This window comes from Nonomuraea sp. NPDC050790, from assembly GCF_044456745.1.
In the GTDB taxonomy this organism is placed as follows: domain Bacteria; phylum Actinomycetota; class Actinomycetes; order Streptosporangiales; family Streptosporangiaceae; genus Nonomuraea.
Window position 1 is genome coordinate 184,912 of record NZ_JBITGF010000002.1, and the last position, 21,299, is coordinate 206,210.

Consider the following 21,299-nt stretch of genomic DNA (forward strand, 5'->3'; position numbering starts at 1 on the left):
GATGGTCTGGCGCGTGCCCAGGAGGCGATGGTCTGGCGCGTGCCCAGGAGGCGATGGTCTGGCGCGTGCCCAGGAGGCGATGGTCTGGCGCGTGCCCAGGAGGCGATGGTCTGGCGCGTGCCTGGGAGGGGGTGGCCTGGCGCGTGCCCAGGGAGGGGATGGCGGGGCGTGCCAGGGAGGGGATGGCGGGGGTGGGGTGGGGCTGGGGTGGGGGCTACTGGGTAATGGGGGAGAGGCGGTCGCGGACCAGGAGGGCGGCGCCGGCTACTGCGGCGGGCATGGCGAGTACGGCGATGAAGGGGATCAGGAAGAGGAGGAACACCGCTACGCCGAAGCCCAGGGCGGCTGGCTTGTTGCCGCGGAGGAGGGCGAAGCGCTGCTTGCGTAGCATTCCTCGCCTTTCCATCGAAAGGGTCGTGAGCTCTACTGTCAGGAAAAATCCGGAAACGGCGGCGCCTATTACGGGGATCACCGTCTGTCCCACCACGGGGATGAAGCCCAGGAAGAACAGCGGGATGGTGATCAACAGGACCCAGCCCAACGTGACCAGGCTGTCCTTGATCGATCGGGGCAGCGTGCGCCACCAGGGGAGTTCCTCGTACCCGGGCACCACGTCCACCGTCGCCGACAGCTTCTCGTAGAACGGTTCCCCGATCACCAGCGTGATGGCCGTGAACGTCACCACCGCCAGCGCCAGCCCGCCCACGAACACCACGATCGCGATCATCACCCGGAACGCGTCCCGCCACCCCCACGTGTCGGCGAACGGCGTCATCCAGTTGGCGAGTTCGATGGCGTTGTTGCCCAGATAGACCAGCGCCGCCACATAGACGGCGAAGGCGATCAATGCGGGGATGAGCCCGAAGAGCCACCAGCGCCCGTTCCGCGCCACCCAGCCCAGCCCCTGGAAGAAGAAGCCGACACCGGTGAAGAAATCCCGCACAGATCGCATGCCCGGCATGCTAGCGCGCGGGACGGCGACGTCGGCGCGCCCGGCCACGCCGGGCGGACTGATGGGGACGAACCGGGCCGAGCGCCGCCCCGCCCGTCAAGGCACGGCGACGCCCAACCACCCCAAGGCCAACCAGCCCAAGGCCAACCAGCCCAAGGCCAACCAGCCCAAGGCCGACCAGCCCAAGGCCGACCAGCCGAAGGCCAACGAGCTCAATGGCCAGCCAGCCCACCAACCCAGGGCCGACCAGCCCACCAGTTCAAGTCGGTTAGCCGACCCCGAGCAGGTCCACCACGAAGATGAGGGTCTCGCCCGGCTTGATGCGCGCCCCGGCGCCCCGGTTGCCGTACCCGAGGTGCGGCGGGATGACCAGCTTGCGCCGGCCACCGACCTTCATGCCGGCCACCCCCTGGTCCCATCCGGCGATCACGCGCCCGCCACCGAGCGGGAACGAGAACGCCTCGCCCCGGTTCCACGACGCGTCGAACTCCTCACCCGTGGAGAACGCGACGCCGACGTAGTGGACGTTGACGGTGTGCCCGGGCTTGGCCTCGGGGCCGTCGCCCGTGACCAGGTCGACGATCTCCAGGTCGGCGGGCGGGTTGCCCTCCGGGAAGTCGATCTCCGGCTTCTCGAGTGCCACGAAAGTACTCCTGATGAACGAAACGAATGGACCCGACGACTCTATGCTGTCGGGATGGCCCTTTCTCCCGATGGGATCCTGCTCACCGGGCGCGTCGCCGTGGTCACCGGCGGCGCCGAGGGAATCGGGCGGGCGGTGGCGGAGGCGTTCGAGGACTTCGGGGCGTCGGTGGCGATCTGCGATCGGATCAAGGTCGCGAGCGATCGCAGCAGGGTCACGAGCGATCGGGCCAGGGTCACGAGCGACCGGCTCAAGGTCACGGACGATCGGGTCATGACAGCGGACGACGGGGTCAAGACGACGGACGACGGGGTCAGGACGACGGACGACGGGGTCGAGGGCGTGCGCGGGCAGAGGCTGGCGATGACCCTGGACGTACGCGACCCGATCGCCGCCGACGTGTTCGCCCGAGCGGTGGAGGAGCGCTACGGCCGGGTCGACATCCTGGTCAACAACACCGCGAACGGCCCCGCCCAAGCCAGGTTCGCCGAGATGACGGCCGCGGCCGAGCGTACCCTCATCGAGGAGAACTTCACCCAGCTCACGGCCATGATCAGGCGCCTCCTGCCGCTCATGCGGGCCGGTTCGTCGATCATCAACATCGGGGCGGCGCCGGGGTTCGCGATCCAGACCGCGATGACGGCCGCCGTGGCGGGACTCACCGCCTCGCTGGCCGTGGAGCTGGCGCCGATCCGGGTCAACGCGATCGCGCAGGGACGGCCGCTGGGCGATCTGTCCGGCGCCGCGGCGGCCGCGGTGTTCCTGGCCGGGGAGATGGCGAGGCTCGTCACGGGTACGACGATCCGCCTCGGCCAGGAGTGATCACCAGCTCTGGTGCAGCGGCATGCCCTCGGTGTAGCCGGAGGACGACTGGATGCCGACCACGGCCCGCTCGTAGAACTCCTCCAGCGTCGTGGCGCCCGCGTACGTGCACGCGGACCTGAGGCCGGCGACGATGGCGTCGATCTGGTCCTCGACGCTGGGACGCACCGGGTCCAGGTACATGCGGGAGGTGGAGATGCCCTCCTCGAACAGCGCCTTGCGGGCCCGCTCGAACGGGCTGTCCTCGGCGGTGCGCAGGCGTACGGCCCGCGCCGAGGCCATCCCGAAGTTCTCCTTGTACTTGCGGCCGTCGGCCGCGGTGCGGGTGTCGCCGGGCGACTCGTACGTCCCGGCGAACCAGGATCCGATCATCACGTTGGAGGCCCCGGCGGCCAGCGCGAGGGCGACGTCACGCGGGTGCCGTACGCCGCCGTCGGCCCACACGTGGCGTCCCAGGCGGCGGGCCTCGGCCGAGCACTCCAGCACGGCGGAGAACTGGGGCCGTCCGACGCCGGTCATCATGCGGGTGGTGCACATGGCGCCCGGGCCGACGCCGACCTTGAGGATGTCGGCTCCGGCGTCCACGAGGTCGCGTACGCCCTCGGCCGTCACGACGTTGCCCGCGGCGACCGGCACGGACGGGTCGAGGGCGCGCACCGCGCGCAGGGCGGAGATCATCTTCTCCTGGTGGCCGTGCGCGGTGTCCACGACCAGCACGTCGACGCCGGCCTCCAGCAGTTCCTTCGCCTTGGCGGCCACGTCGCCGTTCACGCCGACGGCGGCGGCGATCCGGAGCTTGCCCGCGGCGTCCAGCGCGGGGTCGTAGAGGGTGGCGCGCAGCGCGCCGGTGCGGGTGAGGATGCCGATGAGGCGGCCCTCGCCGTCCACGATGGGGGCCAGGCGGTGGCGGCCGTCGTGCAGGCGGTCGAAGGCGGCGCGCGGGTCGAGCCCGGCGGGCAGCGTGAGCAGCTCGGTGGACATCACCTGCGAGAGCTGCGTGTACATGTCCACGCCCTGGCAGTCGGCCTCGGTCACCACGCCGACGGGGCGGTTGTCCCAGTCGACCACGATGACCGCGCCGTGGGCGCGCTTGGGCAGCAGGTTGAGCGCCTCGCCGACGGTGTCGTGGGGCGTGAGGGTGAGCGGCGTGTCGTGGACCAGGTCCCGCTTCTTGACCCAGTCGACGACCTCGGCCACGACGTCGATCGGGATGTCCTGCGGGATGACGGTGATGCCGCCCCGCCGCGCCACGGTCTCGGCCATGCGACGGCCGGCGACCGCGGTCATGTTCGCGACGACGAGGGGGATGGTGGTGCCCGTGCCGTCGTTCGTCGAGAGGTCGACGCCGAGCCGGGAACCGACCGAGGAGCGCGACGGGACCATGAACACGTCGCTGTAGGTCAGGTCGTGGGACGGCTCGAGTCCGTTGAGAAACTTCACGTTCGTCCATCCTATGCGGTAGCCGGTCAAGTCCCGCCATATGATCGGCCCTGGATACTTATGGGGGATGGAGGAGCAGTGGACGTCACCGAACGCGCCGAACTGCTGGTGGTCGGCTACGCCGTACGCACGACGAACGCCGACGAGATGGATCCCTCGCGCGCGAAGCTGCCCGCGCAGTGGCAGCGGGCGGGCGCGCCCGGCGCGTTCGCGCACGTTCCCGGACGGACGGACGAGAACCTGTACGCGGTGCTCACCGACTACGAGAGCGACCACCACGGCGCCTACACGCAGATCGTCGGCGTTTCCGTCCGGACCGTTCCAAGGCTGCCCGAGGGCATGGTCGCGGTACGCGTCCCCGCCGGCCAGGCACTGACGCTGGCCGCCCGCGGCCCGATGCCGCAGGCGCTGATCGAGACCTGGCAGCACGTCTGGAAGCACACCGAGTCGGGCGGCACCCCGCCGCGCGCCTTCACCACCGACCTGGAGGTCCACCACGCCGACGGCGCGGACCTCTACCTAGCCATCTGACGTCAGCCCGAGCGCGTCGCACGCGGCCCGGACGGCGGCGGCGCGCACCAGCTCCGCGGGCTCGTTCTCGAACTGCACGGCGCAGTCGGCCACCCCGCCCAGCGCGATCGTCGCGCGCGCGGCCTGATCCAGGGTCGGATTCTCCCCCACCAGGAGTACGGCCAGCCGGTCGCGCGAGCTGAAGGCCCAGTCGACCAGCCCCAGGTCGTCCAGCGCGACCGACTCCCTGAGCAGGAGCATCACAATCTCCCTGTGCCGGCGGTGGTAGTCGAAGTACTCCCGGAGCAGTTCCACGGCGTCCAGCTCGGTCCGCGCCTCCAGCCGTGACACGTACGCCTCGCCGTCCTGGAACAGCGGCTCGATGATGCTGCGCACCAGCTCCTCGCGCGAGGAGAAGTGGTAGTAGAGCGCCGGTTTGGTGATCCCGAGCCGGTCGGCGATGTCCTGGAGGCTCGTCTTCTGCACGCCCTTGGCCAGGAACAGCTCGCGGGCGACGGCCTGGATGCGGCTCTTGGTGTCACCGGGTCTTGCCATGGCCCCCAGTATGGCTTACCTTCCGTTAAGTCAGCGACTTACCTACCGTTAGGTAAAAGCCATGCGCGTCCTCATCTCCGGCGCCAGCGTCGCCGGCCCCGTCCTCGCCTACTGGCTGGCCCGCCACGGCTTCTCGGTCACCGTCGTCGAACGCGCGCCCACGCTGCGCAAGACGGGCGGCCACGCCGTGGACCTGTTCCGCCCCGCCATGGACATCGCCGAGCGCATGGGCGTCCTGGAAAGGGTTCAGGAGGCCGAGACCGGCACCCGCCACCTCACCTACCACCGCGCGGGCCGGCGCCCGGTCGAGCTGGAGATCGGCCGGCTCGTCTCGGCCGTCTCCGACCGGCACGTGGAGATCATGCGCGACGACCTCAGCGAGATCTTCTACGAGCGCTCGCGCGAGGACGCCGAGTACGTCTTCGGCGACTCCGTCACCGCCATCTCCGACGACGGCGAGGTGAGCTTCGAGCGGGGGCGGCCCCGGCGTTTCGACCTCGTGGTGGGGGCCGACGGCCTGCACTCGAACGTGCGCCGCCTGACGTTCGGCGCCGCCGAGGAGCACTGGATCGGCGCCTATCTGGCGGTGGCGTCCGTCCCCAACCACCTGGGCCTGGACGGCCGCATGGAGGTCGCCGCCGGGCCCGGCAGGATCGCCGGGATCTACGGCGCCGCCCGGCTGCCCGACGCGCGGGCGTTGTTCCTGTTCCGCCCGCCCGCGCGCCTCGACTACCACCACCGCGACGTGCCCGCGCAGAAACGCCTGCTCCGGGAGGCTTTCGCCGGCATGGGCTGGGAGGTGCCCCGCCTGCTGGACGAGGCCGGCCGCGCGCGGGCCTTCTACTTCGACTCGGTGACCCAGTTGCGCCTGGACACGTGGTCACGCGGCAGGGTCACGCTGGTCGGCGACGCCGGCTACTGCCCCGGTCCCGCGGTGGGCGGCAGCACCAGCCTGGCGGTCGTGGGCGCGTACGTCCTGGCCGGGGAGCTGGCCGCGCACGGGGGCGACCACACGCGCGCCTACCCGGCCTACGAACACGAAATTTCCGACTATGTACGGCGAAGCCGCGCCTTCGCCGTCGCAGCCGCCAAACGCCTGGTCCCGGCCACGAACCTGGACGTCTGGGCCCTGGCCCAGGGCGCCAGGCTCGTCAACCGCCTCCCGAAAGCCCTGACCCGCCGCCTGGCCAAGCTGAACACCGGCGGCCTGCGCCTGCACGACTCGGTCACCCTGAAGCCCTACGACGGCCAGAGCGGCTCGTCCACGGTGAAGCCGACCGGCTCGCCCCAGCGGTTGCGGTAGCTGACCTGGTGGACGGGACGGCGCGGCGCCACGCCCCATCGCCCGGTGGGATAGCCGAAGGTGACGGTGCACGCCAGCCGCCAGCCCTCGTCCTCGGGCACGCCCAGCAGCCGGAGCGTCTCCTTGGGGTGGAAGATGCCGAGGATGGTGGTCAGCGCGGTGCCGACGCCGTGGGCGCGGGCGGCGAGCTGGGCGTTCCACACGGCGGGGAAGATCGAGCCGCCGGTCGGATCGTGCTGGACGAACGCGAACAGCAGCAGCGGATAGCCGTCGAAGTGGTCGGCCAGGTACCGGGCCGAGGCGGACACGCGGCGGGCCTGGTCGTCGGCGTCGTCCAGCCGGTCCTTGTAGTACGTCTCGTACAGGCGGCGCAGCCCGTCCTGGTAGAGCGGGGCGAGCTCGGCCCTGATCGCCGGGTCGTCGGCCAGCAGGAAGCGCCAGTTCTGGGCGTTGCCGCCGGTCGGGGCGCGGACGGCGGCGTCCAGGATCGAGCGCTGCACGTCCATGGGGATGGGGTCGGGCTTGACCCTGCGCATCGCCCGCGTCGTGTAGAGGGCCTCGAAGACGTCCATCAGGCCAGCACCCCCGCCTCGCGCAGCTTGCCGGCTTCCTCGGCGTCCAGTCCCCACGCCGACAGGTCGGCGATCCGGGTGGCGGGGGACAGGTCGGGCGCGGGCGTGCCCAGCAGGCGCGGCGCGGGCACCGGCTGCCGGAAGTCGCCCACCTGCGTGAAGCTCTCCCTGGCCACGTTGTGGGGGTGCTCGACCGCCTCGCCCATGGACAGCACCGGGGAGACGCAGGCGTCGGAGCCGGCGAAGACGGCCTCCCACTCGGCCCTGGTCTTCGTCCGGAACGCGTCGGCGAGCCGGGCCTTCAACGCCGGCCACTGCTCCCTGTCGCCCCGGTCGGGCAGGTCTTCCAGCTCCATGAGCCGCACCATCTCCTCCCAGAACTGCGGTTCGAGCGAGCCGACCGCCACGAACAGCCCGTCGGCCGTCTCGTAGGTGTCGTACATCGGGGCGCCGGTGTCGAGAAGGTTGGTGCCGCGCGGGCCCCAGAAGCCGGACTGCACACCGTGGTGGAACATCGCGAACAGGATCGAGGCGCCGTCCACCATCGCGGCGTCGATCACCCGGCCCTTCCCGGTGCGCCGGCGCTCGAAAAGGGCCAGCAGCACGCCGTACGCCAGCATCAGCCCGCCACCGGCGAAGTCGCCGAGGATGTTGATCGGCGGCGTCGGCTTCTCGCCCGCCCGGCCGAGCATCGACAGGACGCCGGAGACCGCGATGTAGTCGATGTCGTGCCCGGCGGTGGCGGCCAGCGGCCCGTCCTGTCCCCAGCCGGTCATGCGCCCGTAGACGAGCCCCGGGTTGACCTCGTGCAGGTCGGCGGGGCCGATGCCGAGGCGTTCTGCGACACCGGGGCGGAACACCTCGATGACCACGTCCGCGTGGCGCGCCAGCTCCTTGAACGCGCGCACGCCCTCGGGCGACTTCAGGTCGAGCCCGACGGTGCGCTTGCCGCGGTCCATGACGTCCGTGCGCGGCCGGTCGGTGACCGCCTTCACCCGGTCCACGCGCAGCACCTCGGCGCCGTGGTCGGCGAGCATCATCCCCGCGAACGGCCCCGGCGCGAGCCCCGCCAGCTCCAGCACCCGCACTCCGGCCAGCGGACCTTCACGCATGGACATCTCCTCGACCTCGTTCCGGTACGGCGGCGCGAGCCGACGTCACGCGCCCACCCCAGTAGAACAACATTCGGTAGCAGGTCGCAACCATGCCGGGCTCATGTGATCACACTCTCCCGCCCTCCCACATATGGGAAACTTGCCCACTGTTGTGGAGGTTGGACATGGTTTCGGAACGGCTCGTCGCTCGGCGGTACCAGTTACTGCGCGAGCTGGGGCGCGGCGGCATGGGCGTGGTCTGGGAAGGTCGCGACACGCTCCTCAACAGGCAGGTCGCGATCAAGGAGGTGCTGCTGCCGGACGGGGTCCCACCCGCCGACCGCGAGCGGCAGCTTCTGCGCACCGCCCGCGAGGCGCGCACGGCCGCACGGCTCAACCACCCGTCGGTCGTCGCGATCTACGACGTCGTCGAGGAGGACGGGCGCCCGTGGATCGTCATGGAACTGCTGAGGGCACGCTCCGTCGAGGAGATCGTGGCCACCACCGGCGCGCTGCCCATCCCGCAGGCCGCCGAGGTGGGCAGGCAGGTGCTCTCCGCGCTGCGCGCCGCGCACGAGCTGGGCATCCTCCACCGTGACGTCAAGCCGAGCAACATCCTGCTCGACGACGACGGCAGGGTCGTGCTCACCGACTTCGGCATCGCGACCGCCGAGGGCGACTCCTCGCTGACCAGCACCGGCATGGTCACCGGCTCGCCCAGCTTCCTCGCGCCCGAGCGGGTGCGCGCGGCCGAGGCCGGGCCCGCCTCCGACCTGTGGTCGCTGGGCGCCACGCTGTTCGCGGCGATGACCGGGCGCTCGCCGTTCGAGCGGGGCGAGCCCATGGCCACGCTCACCGCGCTGCTCAACGAGGAACCCGACTACCGGCGCATCCCGCCCGCCCTGCATCCGGTGCTGCGCGGGCTGCTGCGCAAGGAGCCGCACGAGCGGCTGTCGGCCGAGGAGGCGGACCGGCTGCTGGCCGGGCTGGCGGCCGGCCGTACCGTGGAGTCGGCGGAGACGGTGGGCGGACGCAAGCTGCTCGTCGCGGGCGCGGCGGCGGTCGTGCTGGTGCTCGGGGGCGGCGTCGGCGCGTACGCGATGCTGTCGTCGGGACCCGAGCCCACCACGCGCCTCGCGCAGCGCGCGGCCAGCAGCCCGATGCCGAGCGTCTCCACGCCGACCCCGAGCCCCACGCTGTCACCGACGCCGACACCCACCCCGACCAGGACCCGGCGGCCGATGCGCGTCTGGACCTCGCCCGACGGCTGGTCGATCTCCCGTCCCGCCGGCTGGCGGGGCGCGCGCGGCGACGGCACCGCCACCTGGACCAGGCCCGACCGGCGCGGGCACCTCGCGGTCGAGGCCGTCTTCTCCGAGACCGACCCGCACCAGCTCCTGCGCGACTCCGAGGAGATGTTCAAGGAGAGCGGCCAGGAGTTCACCACCGTCGGACGCAAGGTCGTCAGGCACCGCGGGGCGACCGCGGTGGAGTGGGAGTTCACCTGGCGGGCCGCGGGAGGCGCGGGCGAGGGCGCGTGGGCGCAGGCCGGGCAGCGCTACCGCGAGGTCAGGCGCGCGGTGACGATCGGCCAGACCGCGTACGTCCTGTCCTGGACCTTCACCGAGGCCCAGTGGCCGCGGCACCGCGCGCTCATGCGCAAGGTGATCAACAGCTTTACAGTGGGCGCATGACGCCCTGGAACCTGCTGGCGCTGCCGCCCCTGCCCGAGGACATGCTGCGCGGCCTGCTCACCCCCCTCGGCGATCGGGTACGGCTGCGCGTCCCCGCCACCCGCGACCGGGCCGCCGTGCTCGACGCCCTGCCCGAGGCGGAGATCGTCCTGGGCGACTGGTCGGGTGAGCTGGCGCTCGACGCCGGTGCGGTCGCCGCCGCGCCCAGGCTCGCCTTCGTCCAGCAGCCGTCGGTCGGCGTGGACGGCCACGACCTGCCCGCCCTGGCCGCCGCCGGGGTGCCGCTGGCCAACACCGCGGGGGTCAGCGCGGTCGCGGTGGCGGAGTGGTGCGTGTCGGCGGCGCTGGCCGTACGCAGGAAGCTGGTGGAAGCCGACGCGGCGGTGCGCGCGGGCGGGTGGCCGCAGCAGGAGCTGCGCCCGAGCGAGCTGTCCGGGTCGAAGGTGGGGATCGTCGGCTACGGGCCGATCGGCCGGGAGTGCGAGCGGTTGTTCCGCGCGTTCGGCTGCCAGGTCGCCTATTGGACGCGCACCCCGCGCGAGGACCCCGCCTACACGCCGCTGGAGACGGTCGTGGCCGAGTCCGACGTGCTCGTCGTGGTCATCGCGCTGTCGGAGCAGACCCGCGCCGTCGTCGACGCCCGGCGGATGAAGCAGGGCGCGCTGCTCGTCAACGCGGCGCGCGGCGAGGTCGTGGACCAGGCGGCGCTGGTCGAGGCGCTCGGCGGGCACCTCGGCGGCGCGGCGCTCGACGTGTTCGCCACAGAGCCGCTGCCCGCGGACGATCCGCTGCGCTCGCTGGATCACGTCCTGCTGTCGCCGCACCTGGCCGGGGTCACAGGTCAGTCCACCGGACGCCTGCTCAGGGCCGTCATGGACAACCTCGCGGCGGCCCTCGACGGGCGCCCACTAGTCAACGTTGTCAACGGGGTCAACGGACCAGTTACCAGGAAATTTGGTGATTCGCCCGCGGCGTAGGGCCTCTACCTGGCACTGTGAACAGTTTTCGTGTCTTTAACAGACCCCGGTCTGTTCTATGGGATTGGAGGGAGATACGGTCTTACGGACGATCTCTACCAGCTCCAGGGGGTGTTCCGTGACGACAGACATGTCGACACACCAGAGGGCCGTAGAGCAGATTCGGCAGTCGTACGCCGAGATTCCAGGGGACGCCGCGCCCCGCCTGGCCAAGGCCACGTCGAACCTCTTCAGGTTCCGCGACAACGGCAAGACGGCCAAGCTCTCCGCACGTGACCTCGACGAGGTCATCAGCGTGGATCCGGTCGCGATGACGGCGGAAGTCCAGGGGATGACGACCTACGAGAACCTCGTGGACGCCACTCTCCCGCACGGGCTCATGCCGTACGTCGTGCCGCAGCTCAAGACGATCACGCTCGGGGGAGCGGTGACGGGTCTGGGCATCGAGTCGACCAGCTTCAGGGACGGCCTGCCGCACGAGTCGGTCGAGGAGCTCGAGATCCTCACCGGCGACGGGCGCATCGTCATCGCCCGCGACGACAACGAGCACCGCGACCTCTTCCGTGCCTTCCCGAACTCCTACGGCACGCTGGGCTACGCCCTGCGCATCCGGATCAAGCTCAAGCCGGTCCAGCCGTACGTGCATCTCACGCACGTGAAGTTCACCGACGCGGACAAGTGCATGCTGGCCATGCAGGAGATCTGCGACACGATGCACCACGACGGCGAGCAGGTGGACTTCATCGACGGGGTGTTCTTCAGCCCCGACGAGATGTACATCACGCTCGGGCGATTCGCCGAGCGCGCGCCCTACGTCTCGGACTACACCGGGATGCGCATCTACTACCAGTCCATCCGCAAGCGCAACCGCGACTGGCTGACCGTGCGCGACTACCTGTGGCGCTGGGACACCGACTGGTTCTGGTGCTCGCGCGCGTTCGGCGTGCAGCAGCCGGTCGTGCGCTCGCTCATGCCGCGCCGCTACATGCGCTCCGACGTCTACCGCAGGCTCGTCGCCCTCGACCGCAAGCACGGCTTCACCGCCCGCATCGACCGGTGGCGCGACCAGCCGGTGCAGGAGTCGGTGATCCAGGACGTGGAGACGCCGGTCGAGCGCGGCGCGGAGTTCCTCAGGTTCTTCCACGAGAAGGTCGGCATGACGCCGGTCTGGATGTGCCCGCTCAAGTCGTCGAGCGACTGGCCGCTCTACCCCCTTGAGAAGGGCAAGCTCTACGTCAACTTCGGGTTCTGGGGGCTGGTCCCGTTGCCTCGGGGGCAGTTCGACGGGTACTACAACCGGCTCATCGAGAACTCCGTGCACGAGCTGGACGGGCACAAGTCGCTGTATTCGACCAGTTTCTATGCCCGTGACCAGTTCTGGCAGCTGTACAACGGCGATGCTTACTGGCCGGTCAAGCGGGAATACGATCCGAACGGTCGCCTGCTTGACCTGTACGACAAGTGTGTGCGGGGAAGGTAAGTGATGGCGCTCGCAACCATCTTTGAGAAAATCGTCGGCTCCAAATCGAACGTCTCGTTCCTGGCCTACGACGGCAGCAAGGCCGGGCCGGACGGGTCCGACATCACCATCGAGGTGAAGTCACCCATCGCGGTGGCGTACCTGGCGCAGGCTCCGGGGGAGCTGGGTCTGGCGCGTGCCTATGTCTCAGGACACATCGACGTGCACGGTGACATGTACACATTGCTCGACCGCATGTGGAACATCACCACCAACGACCTGACTCTTGCCGAAAAAGTGGACGCTGTCCGCTCTTTGGGCGTAAAGCCGCTGATGATGCGTGTTCCGCCGCCTCCGCAGGAGATGCGGCAGAGCACGCTCGCCCGGCTCGGCTCCCGGCACGCCAAGCAGCGTGACGCCGAAGCCATCCACCACCACTACGACGTGTCCAACCGCTTCTACGAGTGGGTGCTCGGACCGTCGATGGCCTACACCTGCGCGGTCTACCCCACCCAGGACTCCACGCTGGAAGAGGCCCAGTTCGCCAAGTTCGACCTGGTGGCCAAGAAGCTCGACCTGAAGCCCGGGATGCGCCTGCTCGACGTCGGGTGCGGCTGGGGCGGCATGGTCATGCACGCCGCCAAGCACTACGGCGTCAAGGCGCTGGGCGTCACGCTGTCGAAGCAGCAGGCCGAATGGGCGCAGGCCGCCATCAAGGAGGCCGGGCTAGAGGACCTGGCGGAGGTCCGCTTCATGGACTACCGCGACGTGCCCGAGACCGGCTTCGACGCCGTGAGCAGCATCGGCCTGACCGAGCACATCGGCGCCGCCAACGTCCCGGCCTACTTCTCCTTCCTGTACGGCAAGCTCCGCCCGGGCGGCCGCATCCTGAACCACTGCATCACGCGGCCCACGGGCAAGGAGAAGACGTTCAACAAGGGCGGCTTCATCAACCGCTATGTCTTCCCCGACGGCGAGCTGGAGTCGGTGGGCTGGCTGGTCAGGCAGATGGAGGACCTCGGCTTCGAGATCCGCCACGAGGAGAACCTGCGCGAGCACTACGCCAAGACGCTGCGCGCCTGGTGCGACAACCTCGACGCCAACTGGGAGGACGCGGTCCAGGAGGTCGGCATGGGCACGGCCCGGGTGTGGGCCCTGTACATGGCGGGGTGCATCGTCGGCTTCGAGCGCAACAAGGTGCAACTGCACCAGGTGCTGGGCGTGAAGCTCGACGAGTCAGGCAACTCCGGCATGCCCCTCCGCCCCTCCATCACCTGGCCGTAGCCCCTGTTATCCCCGCTGGAGCCTCCAGCGCTCCAGCGGGGCCCTCATGGCGCGACCAGGTCTCCAACGGGACCGCCACCCGAAGGGGCAACTCGAGCTCAAGCCGGTCCCGATGCACCCTGTGCAGCCGATACTCCGAAACCACCGCGTCCAGGTGGAACTCCCTGACCTCGGTGATCTCGTACTTCTCCTCGGTCATCGCCACCGGGAGCGCGCCGTACCAAGGGGGAACCGTCATTCGGGGCTGCCTCACGTGTGTCCGACGCCGGTGGCGCGGGCGGAACGAAGCGTAGCCGCCGGGAACTGTCGGTGGCGGGTGGTTGGGTGGGCGGTATGCGTTACGGCATCGACGTCGCGATCATCGGTGACCTCGCGGACCCGGCATGCCTGGTCACCCTGGCCCAGGAGGCCGAGGCCGCCGGGTGGGAGGCCGTGCTGGTCTGGGACCATCTGGCCTTCGCCTGGGGCACGCCGTCGACCGATCCGTGGGTGGCGCTGGCCGCCGCGGCCCAGGTGACCTCACGGGTTCGGCTGGGCACGGCGGTGACGGCCGTGGCCGGGCATCGGCCGGAGCGGCTGGCGCAGACCGTGGCCACGCTCGACCGGCTGAGTGGTGGCCGGGCCGTTCTGGGTGCGGGGCTGGGCGGGGTTGAGGCGGAGTTCACCGCCTTCGGCTCCGCGCGGCCCGGCGGGGCCGTGCTCGACGAGACGCTCGACGTGCTCGGCGCGCTCTGGTCCGGCGACGAGGTGCGCCACCGGGGCGCCCACCACACCGTCGAAGGGGTACGGCTCGCGCCGCTGCCCGTCCAGCGTCCCCGGGTGCCGGTCTGGATCGGCGGCACCGCCCCCGGCGCCCTGCGGCGGGCCGCCCGCTGGGACGGCTGGATCGTCGCGGGCGACGACCAGGAGGGCCGCATGACGCTCACCCCCGACGCCCTGGCCGATCAGGTCGGCGAGCTGCGCCGGGCCGGTGCGGGCGAGATCGACGTGGCGGTCATCGGCGTGAGCGACCCCGGCTCTTCGGTACGCGCTTACGCCGGCGCGGGCGCCACCTGGTGGCTCGAACACCTCCACGGCCTGCGCGGCCCGATGGAAGCACTGCTACGCCGGGTCAGAGCCGGCCCGCCCGGGTAAGGGGCGCCGGGCTGGGCGACGAGCCTGGGTGAGCGCGGTAGGCCGGGCCGGAGCCTAACGGATCGGATCGACGCGCTGGAGGAGCCCGTAGACGAAGCGGGCGCGGTAGGCGGCGCCGTCGTGCGTTAGGACGACGGCCCAGTGGTGCGGCGCGGACCCCTCCTCCTGGGCCGCGTCGGGGAAGCTCGCGGCCACGTCGGCCACGACGCACTCCCACGGCACCAGACCGGCGAAGCTCACCTTCCGGTCACCCGACGGCCTGACGAACCACTGGTTCCAGATCTCGCCGCCCGGCCCGACCAGCAGCTCGAACTCCAGCTCCCGCCAGTACGGCAGCGCCCAGCGCACCACGTCACACGTCAGGCTGCCGATGGGCCGTTCGCCCTCGAAGGCCGGCCGCCCCAGCGCCATGCGGAACCGGCCCACGCCCTTCGGCGCCCGCCGGGCGTAGGCGGTGCGGGTCCACGTGGCGTGGGCCTCGCGCAGTTCCGCGCGGGTGGCGGACATCTCGGCGAGGGCGTCCTCGACGCGGGCGGGGTTGAGGTCCCGCATCCGGTGCATGAGCGCCAGTTCGAAAGCGCGGACCCCGAAAGCCATGACCCCACCCTTCCACGTCGGAAGGAAAATCTTGGACGGTCATGTAGAGCGGGCGCCGGTGGTTCCGACTTGTCGGTGAGAAGACGGAAGGAAAGGGTGAACAACATGACGAACGACACGCTGGCCACCGAGATCGTCCGGCCCGGTGACGAGGGGTACGAGCGGCTGAGCCGTACCTTTGCCAAGGAGGGCGCGCCGGCGCGGATCGTCCGCCCGCGCAGTGCCGCGGGCGTGGCGGAGGCGGTGGGGCACGCGGCGCGCGAGGGGCTGGTGCTGTCGGTGCGCAGCGGCGGGCACAGCGCGCCCGGCTACGGCACCAACGACGGCGGGGTGGTGATCGACCTCGCGCACCTGGACGGGGTGGAGGTGCTGGGCGGCGACCTGGTGCGGATCGGCGCCGGGGCCCGCTGGGGCGAAGTCGCCAAGGCGCTGGCCCCGCACGGGCTGGCGATCTCCTCGGGCGACACCGACTCGGTCGGCGTCGGCGGGCTGATGGTCGGGGGCGGGATCGGATGGCTGGTGCGCAAGTACGGCCTCGCGCTCGACCACCTGGTCGAGGCCGAGGTGGTGACCGCGGCCGGTGAGGTGCTGCGGGCGTCGGCCGAGGAGAACGCCGACCTGTTCTGGGCCATCAGGGGCGGTGGCGGCGAGTTCGGGGTGGTCACCTCGTTCCTGGTCAGAGCACGCCGCGAGACGACGGTGACGTTCGCCCGCGTGGGGTACCCGGCCGACGACGCCGCGACGCTGATCAAGGCGTGGCGGGACGTGGTGCGGGCGGCGGGCGAGGAGCTGACGTCGTCGGCGCACATGTACCCGGCGTTCGGGGAGGACGCGCCGCCGGCCATCATGATCCTGGCCGTCTACGCGGGCGACGACCCCTCGGTGATCGAGCCGCTGACCCGGCTGGGCGAGTCGACGTTCCAGGACATCTCCACCGTTCCCTACGCCGAGGTGCTGGAGAGCGCGGAACTGCCGCCGGGCTGGCGTCCGATGGTCCGCAACCGGTTCGTCCCGGTCCTGACGGATGAGCTGATCGATGCGTGGGTGTCGCCTGAGGTGCCCATGATGTTCCGCGAGATCCGGGCGATCGGCGGGGCGATGGGGCGTGGCGAGGACACGGCGTTCGCGCACCGGGACAGCGAGGCGATGCTGCTGGGGGTTCTGCTGGGGGCGCCGGACGACCATCCGGCCCGTCTGCCCGCTTATGACGCGTTGTGGGAGGCGGTGGAGCCGTACGTTTCCGGCGCGTACGCGAACTTCTTCAGCGACCCGCGCCCGACCGACGTGGCCGCCGTCTACCCACCCGTGACGCGGACGCGCCTGGAGTCCATCAAGCGCGCCTACGATCCGACCGGCGTGTTCTCCCAAAACCTCGCCCACTTCTAATCATTCACACCCGCCATCTTCTGGCCCTCAACACCCGCCATCTTCTGCTCTCTAACACCCACCATCCGTTACGGCCAGCCAGCCTGACCCCGCCCGCCGACCGTGGCCAGCCCTGTCCAGGGGAACGGTCGTCCAGCGTGCGGGGTCGGCCGCCGTTACGACCGCCCCGCCGGCCGGCTAAGGCCCTACGCGCAAGCCGGAGACCAAGTCGTCTCCTCGCTTCTCCCGCGGCCCTGAAGCCATGAGAAGCTTGCCCTGACCTGGCGATCGGCATGATGGCACCACTATGGTGCCATCATGACTTGTTATGGCGCCATCGGCATGTCATAGTGGTGTCATGGAACTCGCGCCATTTGTCGATCACCTCCGCCGGGAGCTGGCGGTCGCCGCCGAGGTGGGTGGTGAGGAGCATCGGGCGCTCGCCGAGCGCCTCATCGCGTCCCTGGAGTCGGCTGCCCGGCTGGCCCTGCTGGAGGCGCTGTCGGCCGCCGCCAACGAGATCACCAGGGAACTCGCCCCCGGCTCGGTGGACGTGCGGTTGCGCGGACGTGACCCGGACTTCGTCGTGACCCCGCCACCCATGGCACCACCACGGGACACCGACCCGGGTCCCGCCCAGGCCCGCCCCGTGCGCCCGCCGGACGGCGAGGAGGGTGGCACCACGCGGGTGGCGCTGCGGGTTCCCGACCATCTCAAACCGCGCATCGACGAGGCGGCCGCCCGGGAAGGGCTGTCGGTGAACTCCTGGCTCGTACGGGTGGTGGCCTCGGCCCTTGATCCCGACCACGGGGGCCGGGCGTCGAGGGACAGCTTCACCGGCGGCCAGCGCTACACCGGCTGGGTCCGCTGACCCCACCACACGGCACCGCCCGTGGTGCCGCCATGACACCCGCCCGCCACACCAGAACCTGACAACCGGCGGGCCCACAGATCGGCCCGCGCTCCCATGCGGGGGTGAGCTTCAGGATCGGCCCGCGCTCCGTGCGCGGGTGAGTCTCAGGATCGGCCCGCCTCGCCATCTGATGCCGGCGGGCTCATAGATCGGCCCGCTCTGTTGGCGGGACCCATAGATCCGCCCGTCGTCGGTCGCCTGCGGGTGGCGGGTCACGATATGTCCGCCCTCGGCAGGGTCCGTGGGCATGCTTCCGCCGTACCGGGGCGGAGGACACCAGCATCGGCTCGCCGCGCGGGGCGCAAGAGGGCGGCGGATATCAAAGAGGAGGCAGCGCCATGCCCAGGTTCGACACGAACGAACCGATCTCGGCTGACATCGAGATCGGCACCGGCTACATCCGCGTCGTCGCGAGCGAGCGTGCCGACACGGTCGTGGAGGTACGTCCCGCCGATCCGGGCAACGAGTCCGACGTCAACGCCGCTGCGGAGACCAGGGTCGAGTACGCCGGTGGCAGGTTGACCGTGAAGACGCCCAAGGACACCGGGCGGGGGTTCTGGTGGTGGTTGTGGGGTGGTTCGGTCGAGGTACTGGTCGAACTGCCGGCGGAGTCCGGGGTGGAGGTGAAGGCGGACGCGCGGGTGCGTTGCGGCGGGCGGCTGGGGGACTGCCGGTTCACCACCTCGATGGGAGACGTCGAGATCGACGAGACCGGACGGGTCCAGATCCACACGGGCGACGGCGACGTCTCGGTGACGCGGGCCGGTGGGCCGGCCGAGATCATCACGGCCAACGGCGACATCCGGGTGCGCGAGATCGACGGCGCGGCCGTGGTGAAGACGTCCAACGGCAGCATCATGCTCGGCCAGGTGTCCGGCGATGTCCGGATGAACACCGCTTACGGCGACATCCAGGTCGAACGTGCGCTCTCCGGCGTCTCTGCCAGAACCGCCGCGGGCGACGTACGGCTGGGCCAGATCGTCCGCGGCTCGACGGTGATCGACACGGCCTACGGCGAGCTGGAGATCGGCGTCAGGAAGGGCACCGCCGCCTGGCTGGACGTCTCCTCCCAGTACGGCGACGTGCGCGTGCAACTCGACGCCAACGACGGCCCGGCCGAGGCGGAGGACATGGTCGAGGTCCACGCCACGACCGGCTACGGCGACATCCTGATCCGCCGCGCCTAACCCCACCCATTTACCCAACCACCCAGCCCCCGACCTGACCTCCGCCGCTTAACCACACAACCCTCCGACTACACCCTCTCCGCCACGGGCCGCCCGGTGACCGCTCCCGGAACCGCAGGCCAGGCAACCCTGCCCCGCCGCCTGGCGCTCGACCACGCCCAAAAAGCAACCACGCCCAGAGCGGCCAGACCCAAAGGCCGCAGGGCCCAAAGCGACCAGAACCAGAGCGGCAGTGCCTAGAAGCGGCTGCGCCGGAGGCTGGCCGTGCCCCAGAGCGGCAGTGCCTCGAAGCGGCTGCGCCGAGGGCGGCTGCGCCGAAGGCCGACTGCGCCGAGGGCGGCTGCGCCCAAGGGGGCCGTGCCTGAAGGCGGCTGCGCCCGGGGGCGAGTTGTGCCCGGAGGCGGCTGCGCCGGAAGGCGACCGCGCCCAAGGGAGGACGTGCCCAAAGCGGCTGCGCCGAAGGGCGGCCGTGCCCCGAAGTGGCCGTGCCCCGAGGTGACCGGGACAAAGCGACCGGAACCCAAGCCCCTTGGACGAAGACCCGAAGTTTCATGGACGAAAGAGACGAGGCATCATGCCCACCCACGCCCCACCAGCCATCGCCGTAACCGCCCTGCGCAAGTCCTACGGCGACAAGCTGGTCCTGGACGGCATCGACCTGACGGTCCCCGCCGGCACCATCTTCTCCCTCCTGGGCCCCAACGGCGCAGGCAAGACCACCGCGGTAGAAATCCTGGCCACCCTGAAGAAACCCGACTCCGGCCAAGCGAAGATCAACGGCTTCGACCTGGCCAAGCAGTCCGACGACATCCGCATGTCCATCGGCGTCACCGGCCAGTTCGCCGCCGTCGACGGGTATCTCACCGGCGAGGAGAACCTGCTCCTCATGGCCGACCTCAACCACCTGACCAGGCAGGAAGGCCGCCGTCGCACCGCCGAGCTGCTGGAGCGGTTCGATCTGGTCGAGGCGGGCAGGAAGGTGTCGGCCACCTACTCGGGCGGCATGCGCCGCCGCCTCGACCTGGCCATGACGCTGGTCGGCGACCCGAGTGTCATCTTCCTCGACGAGCCGACCACCGGCCTGGACCCGCGCAGCCGCCACACCATGTGGCAGATCATCCGCCACCTGGTCTCAGGCGGCACCACGATCTTCCTGACCACGCAGTACCTGGAGGAGGCCGACGAGCTGGCGGACCGCATCGCCGTACTCGATCATGGGCGGATCGTGGCGGAGGGCAGCGCGGACGAGCTCAAGCGGCGCATCTCCGGCGGTCACGTGCGCCTGCGCTTCGCCGACCCCGGCGCGCTGCGGGCGGGGGAGCGCGCGCTCGGGGCGGCGGGCGAGGTGAGCGCGGACGAGGACGCGCTCACGCTGCAGGTGCCGAACGACGGCAGCTTCCGCGCGCTGCGCGCCCTCATCGACCGGCTGGACGGCGCGGCGGTCGAGGTGGAGGAGCTGTCGGTGCACACCCCCGACCTCGACGACGTCTTCTTCGCGCTGACCGGCCACCCCCACGACTCCCAGAAGGACGCACTCCGATGAGCTCGACGACCCTCGCCATGCGCGACTCGATGACGATGCTGCGGCGCAACCTGCTGCACGCGAAGCGGTATCCGAACATGACGCTGTCGGTGGCGTTCATCCCGATCTTCATGCTGCTGCTGTTCGTCCACGTCTTCGGCGGGGCGATCGGCAAGGGGCTGGCGACCGGCGACTACGTGGACTTCGTCACCCCCGGCATCCTCATGATGGCGACCATGTCCGGCTCGGTGGTGGTGGCCGTGTCGGTCTCGGTGGACAAGACCGAGGGCATCATCAACCGGTTCCGGACGATGCCGATCTCGCGGGCCTCGGTGATGACCGGGCAGGTGGTCGGCAGCGTCATCCAGACGATGATCAGCGTGGTGCTGGTGACGGTGGTGGCGTTGCTGATCGGGTTCCGTCCGGCGGCGGGGCCGCTGGGCTGGCTCGGCGCGATCGGGCTCATGGTGCTGGTGGCGTTCGCGATCACGTGGATCTCGGCGGCGTTCGGGCTGATCGCCAAGGGCGCGGAGACGGCGAGCAACATCGGGCTGCCGTTCCAGTTCCTGCCGTTCCTCGGCAACGCGATCGTGACGCCGGAGTCGATGCCGTCGTGGCTGCGCTGGTTCGCCGAGTACCAGCCGTTCACGCCGATCATCGGCACGCTGCGCGCGCTGCTCATGGACCAGCCCGTCGGCACGGACGGCGTGGTGGCGGTCGCCTGGTGCCTGGCCGGCGGCTTCGCCGGATATTTCTGGGCACGTTCGGTTTTCAATCGCCGGGAGGACGGCTGACGCGCATACTCGGGCAATGGAGCCGAGGACCGAAGTGCTCGACCTGCCCGAGGGGTATCGCACCCAGCCGCAGACCACGACCCTGACCTGGGACGAGGTGCGGGAGAAGCTCCGGGCCGCCCCCAGCTACTGGCTGGCGACGGTGCGCCCGGACGGCCGCCCGCACGTCGTCCCCGTGGACGGGCTGTGGGTGGCGGACGCGTTCTACTTCAGCGGCAGCGAGCAGACCGTCCACGTCCGCAACCTGCGCGCGAACGGCCGCGCCGGCGTCCACCTGGAGGACGCCACCGCGGCCGTCATCGTCGAGGGCACGGCCGCCTGGATCACCCCCGGCCAGGACCTGGCCCGCCGCCTTGAAGCCGCCGACAAGGCGAAATACGGCTACGGCGCGTTTCTGCCCGACGTGTGGGCATTGACGCCGGAACGCGTACTCGCCTGGAACAGCCTGCCCGAGGACGCCACCCGCTTCACCTGGACATGAC

The 21,299-nt window shown here is 70.7% G+C and carries 22 protein-coding genes; 14 read left to right on the forward strand and 8 right to left on the reverse strand.

Going from position 1 to position 21,299, the window contains the following annotated elements:
- Positions 1 to 214: 214 nt before the first annotated feature.
- Both ACIBEJ_RS09365 and ACIBEJ_RS09370 read right to left on the reverse strand, forming a co-directional pair.
- On the reverse strand, positions 215 to 952 hold the full coding sequence (locus ACIBEJ_RS09365) for an EI24 domain-containing protein (RefSeq protein WP_397182163.1): 738 nt from the start codon (positions 950 to 952) through the stop codon (positions 215 to 217).
- A 268-nt stretch (positions 953 to 1,220) separates the two neighbouring features.
- Positions 1,221 to 1,595 (reverse strand): FKBP-type peptidyl-prolyl cis-trans isomerase, encoded by a 375-nt coding sequence (locus ACIBEJ_RS09370; protein WP_397182164.1) that lies wholly within the window; start codon positions 1,593 to 1,595, stop codon positions 1,221 to 1,223.
- Between the two features lie 54 nt (positions 1,596 to 1,649).
- Between ACIBEJ_RS09370 and ACIBEJ_RS09375 the strand changes: the two genes are divergently transcribed.
- Entirely contained in the window at positions 1,650 to 2,417 is a 768-nt protein-coding gene (locus tag ACIBEJ_RS09375) for an SDR family NAD(P)-dependent oxidoreductase (protein WP_397182165.1), read from the forward strand.
- On the opposite strand, the gene ACIBEJ_RS09380 is transcribed toward ACIBEJ_RS09375, so the two are convergent.
- Complete coding sequence (locus ACIBEJ_RS09380) at positions 2,418 to 3,857, reverse strand: GuaB1 family IMP dehydrogenase-related protein (RefSeq protein WP_397182166.1); 1,440 nt, start codon at positions 3,855 to 3,857, stop codon at positions 2,418 to 2,420. It abuts the gene before it with no gap.
- 78 nt (positions 3,858 to 3,935) lie between these two features.
- On the opposite strand from ACIBEJ_RS09380, the gene ACIBEJ_RS09385 reads away from it, so the two are divergent.
- A complete protein-coding gene (locus tag ACIBEJ_RS09385) occupies positions 3,936 to 4,388 on the forward strand; it encodes a GyrI-like domain-containing protein (protein WP_397182167.1) in 453 nt (150 codons plus the stop codon).
- Here ACIBEJ_RS09385 and ACIBEJ_RS09390 read toward each other — a convergent pair.
- On the reverse strand, positions 4,377 to 4,922 hold the full coding sequence (locus tag ACIBEJ_RS09390; RefSeq protein WP_397182168.1) for a TetR/AcrR family transcriptional regulator: 546 nt from the start codon (positions 4,920 to 4,922) through the stop codon (positions 4,377 to 4,379). The two genes, ACIBEJ_RS09385 and ACIBEJ_RS09390, sit on opposite strands and share 12 nt — an antisense overlap.
- A 61-nt stretch (positions 4,923 to 4,983) precedes the next feature.
- Here ACIBEJ_RS09390 and ACIBEJ_RS09395 point away from each other — a divergent pair, with 61 nt between their 5' ends.
- Entirely contained in the window at positions 4,984 to 6,225 is a 1,242-nt protein-coding gene (locus ACIBEJ_RS09395; RefSeq protein WP_397182169.1) for an FAD-dependent monooxygenase, read from the forward strand.
- Here the strand turns inward: ACIBEJ_RS09395 and ACIBEJ_RS09400 are convergent.
- Complete coding sequence (locus ACIBEJ_RS09400) at positions 6,162 to 6,797, reverse strand: nitroreductase family protein (protein WP_397182171.1); 636 nt, start codon at positions 6,795 to 6,797, stop codon at positions 6,162 to 6,164. The two genes, ACIBEJ_RS09395 and ACIBEJ_RS09400, sit on opposite strands and share 64 nt — an antisense overlap.
- On the reverse strand, positions 6,797 to 7,909 hold the full coding sequence (locus ACIBEJ_RS09405) for a CaiB/BaiF CoA transferase family protein (protein ID WP_397182172.1): 1,113 nt from the start codon (positions 7,907 to 7,909) through the stop codon (positions 6,797 to 6,799). Before ACIBEJ_RS09405 ends, ACIBEJ_RS09400 begins: the two co-directional genes overlap by 1 nt.
- A 167-nt stretch (positions 7,910 to 8,076) precedes the next feature.
- Between ACIBEJ_RS09405 and ACIBEJ_RS09410 the strand changes: the two genes are divergently transcribed.
- The 4 genes from ACIBEJ_RS09410 to ACIBEJ_RS09425 all read left to right on the forward strand — a co-directional run bounded on the left by ACIBEJ_RS09410 (position 8,077) and on the right by ACIBEJ_RS09425 (position 13,305).
- Positions 8,077 to 9,585 (forward strand): serine/threonine-protein kinase, encoded by a 1,509-nt coding sequence (locus tag ACIBEJ_RS09410; protein WP_397182173.1) that lies wholly within the window; start codon positions 8,077 to 8,079, stop codon positions 9,583 to 9,585.
- Positions 9,582 to 10,562: an NAD(P)-dependent oxidoreductase gene (locus tag ACIBEJ_RS09415; RefSeq protein WP_397182174.1), complete on the forward strand. Its 981-nt coding sequence runs from the start codon at positions 9,582 to 9,584 to the stop codon at positions 10,560 to 10,562. The genes ACIBEJ_RS09410 and ACIBEJ_RS09415 overlap by 4 nt, the downstream gene beginning before the upstream one ends.
- Before the next feature lie 130 nt (positions 10,563 to 10,692).
- Positions 10,693 to 12,042, forward strand: coding sequence for an FAD-binding oxidoreductase (locus ACIBEJ_RS09420; protein ID WP_397182176.1), 1,350 nt, complete (start codon positions 10,693 to 10,695; stop codon positions 12,040 to 12,042).
- A 3-nt stretch (positions 12,043 to 12,045) separates the two neighbouring features.
- Entirely contained in the window at positions 12,046 to 13,305 is a 1,260-nt protein-coding gene (locus ACIBEJ_RS09425) for a class I SAM-dependent methyltransferase (protein ID WP_397182177.1), read from the forward strand.
- Here the strand turns inward: ACIBEJ_RS09425 and ACIBEJ_RS09430 are convergent.
- Positions 13,292 to 13,543 carry a hypothetical protein gene (locus ACIBEJ_RS09430; RefSeq protein ID WP_397182179.1) on the reverse strand — a complete coding sequence of 84 codons (252 nt, stop codon included), beginning with the start codon at positions 13,541 to 13,543 and terminating at the stop codon, positions 13,292 to 13,294. The two genes, ACIBEJ_RS09425 and ACIBEJ_RS09430, sit on opposite strands and share 14 nt — an antisense overlap.
- A 95-nt stretch (positions 13,544 to 13,638) precedes the next feature.
- Between ACIBEJ_RS09430 and ACIBEJ_RS09435 the strand changes: the two genes are divergently transcribed.
- Entirely contained in the window at positions 13,639 to 14,439 is an 801-nt protein-coding gene (locus tag ACIBEJ_RS09435; RefSeq protein WP_397182180.1) for an LLM class flavin-dependent oxidoreductase, read from the forward strand.
- A gap of 54 nt (positions 14,440 to 14,493) precedes the next feature.
- Here ACIBEJ_RS09435 and ACIBEJ_RS09440 read toward each other — a convergent pair whose 3' ends face one another.
- Complete coding sequence (locus ACIBEJ_RS09440; protein ID WP_397182181.1) at positions 14,494 to 15,036, reverse strand: hypothetical protein; 543 nt, start codon at positions 15,034 to 15,036, stop codon at positions 14,494 to 14,496.
- A 105-nt stretch (positions 15,037 to 15,141) separates the two neighbouring features.
- Between ACIBEJ_RS09440 and ACIBEJ_RS09445 the strand changes: the two genes are divergently transcribed.
- From ACIBEJ_RS09445 to ACIBEJ_RS09470, 6 genes are all read left to right on the forward strand, one after another.
- Positions 15,142 to 16,422 carry an FAD-binding oxidoreductase gene (locus ACIBEJ_RS09445; RefSeq protein ID WP_397182182.1) on the forward strand — a complete coding sequence of 427 codons (1,281 nt, stop codon included), beginning with the start codon at positions 15,142 to 15,144 and terminating at the stop codon, positions 16,420 to 16,422.
- 337 nt (positions 16,423 to 16,759) lie between these two features.
- Positions 16,760 to 17,272: a hypothetical protein gene (locus ACIBEJ_RS09450; RefSeq protein ID WP_397182183.1), complete on the forward strand. Its 513-nt coding sequence runs from the start codon at positions 16,760 to 16,762 to the stop codon at positions 17,270 to 17,272.
- A 380-nt stretch (positions 17,273 to 17,652) separates the two neighbouring features.
- A complete protein-coding gene (locus tag ACIBEJ_RS09455) occupies positions 17,653 to 18,501 on the forward strand; it encodes a DUF4097 family beta strand repeat-containing protein (protein ID WP_397182184.1) in 849 nt (282 codons plus the stop codon).
- A gap of 574 nt (positions 18,502 to 19,075) precedes the next feature.
- Positions 19,076 to 20,044 carry an ATP-binding cassette domain-containing protein gene (locus ACIBEJ_RS09460; protein ID WP_397182185.1) on the forward strand — a complete coding sequence of 323 codons (969 nt, stop codon included), beginning with the start codon at positions 19,076 to 19,078 and terminating at the stop codon, positions 20,042 to 20,044.
- Positions 20,041 to 20,817, forward strand: a complete 777-nt coding sequence (locus tag ACIBEJ_RS09465) for an ABC transporter permease (protein WP_397182186.1) — start codon at positions 20,041 to 20,043, stop codon at positions 20,815 to 20,817. The genes ACIBEJ_RS09460 and ACIBEJ_RS09465 overlap by 4 nt, the downstream gene beginning before the upstream one ends.
- A 16-nt stretch (positions 20,818 to 20,833) precedes the next feature.
- The gene (locus ACIBEJ_RS09470) at positions 20,834 to 21,298 is read left to right on the forward strand and encodes a pyridoxamine 5'-phosphate oxidase family protein (RefSeq protein WP_397182187.1); all 465 of its coding nucleotides are present in this window, start codon (positions 20,834 to 20,836) and stop codon (positions 21,296 to 21,298) included.
- Position 21,299 lies beyond the last annotated feature (1 nt).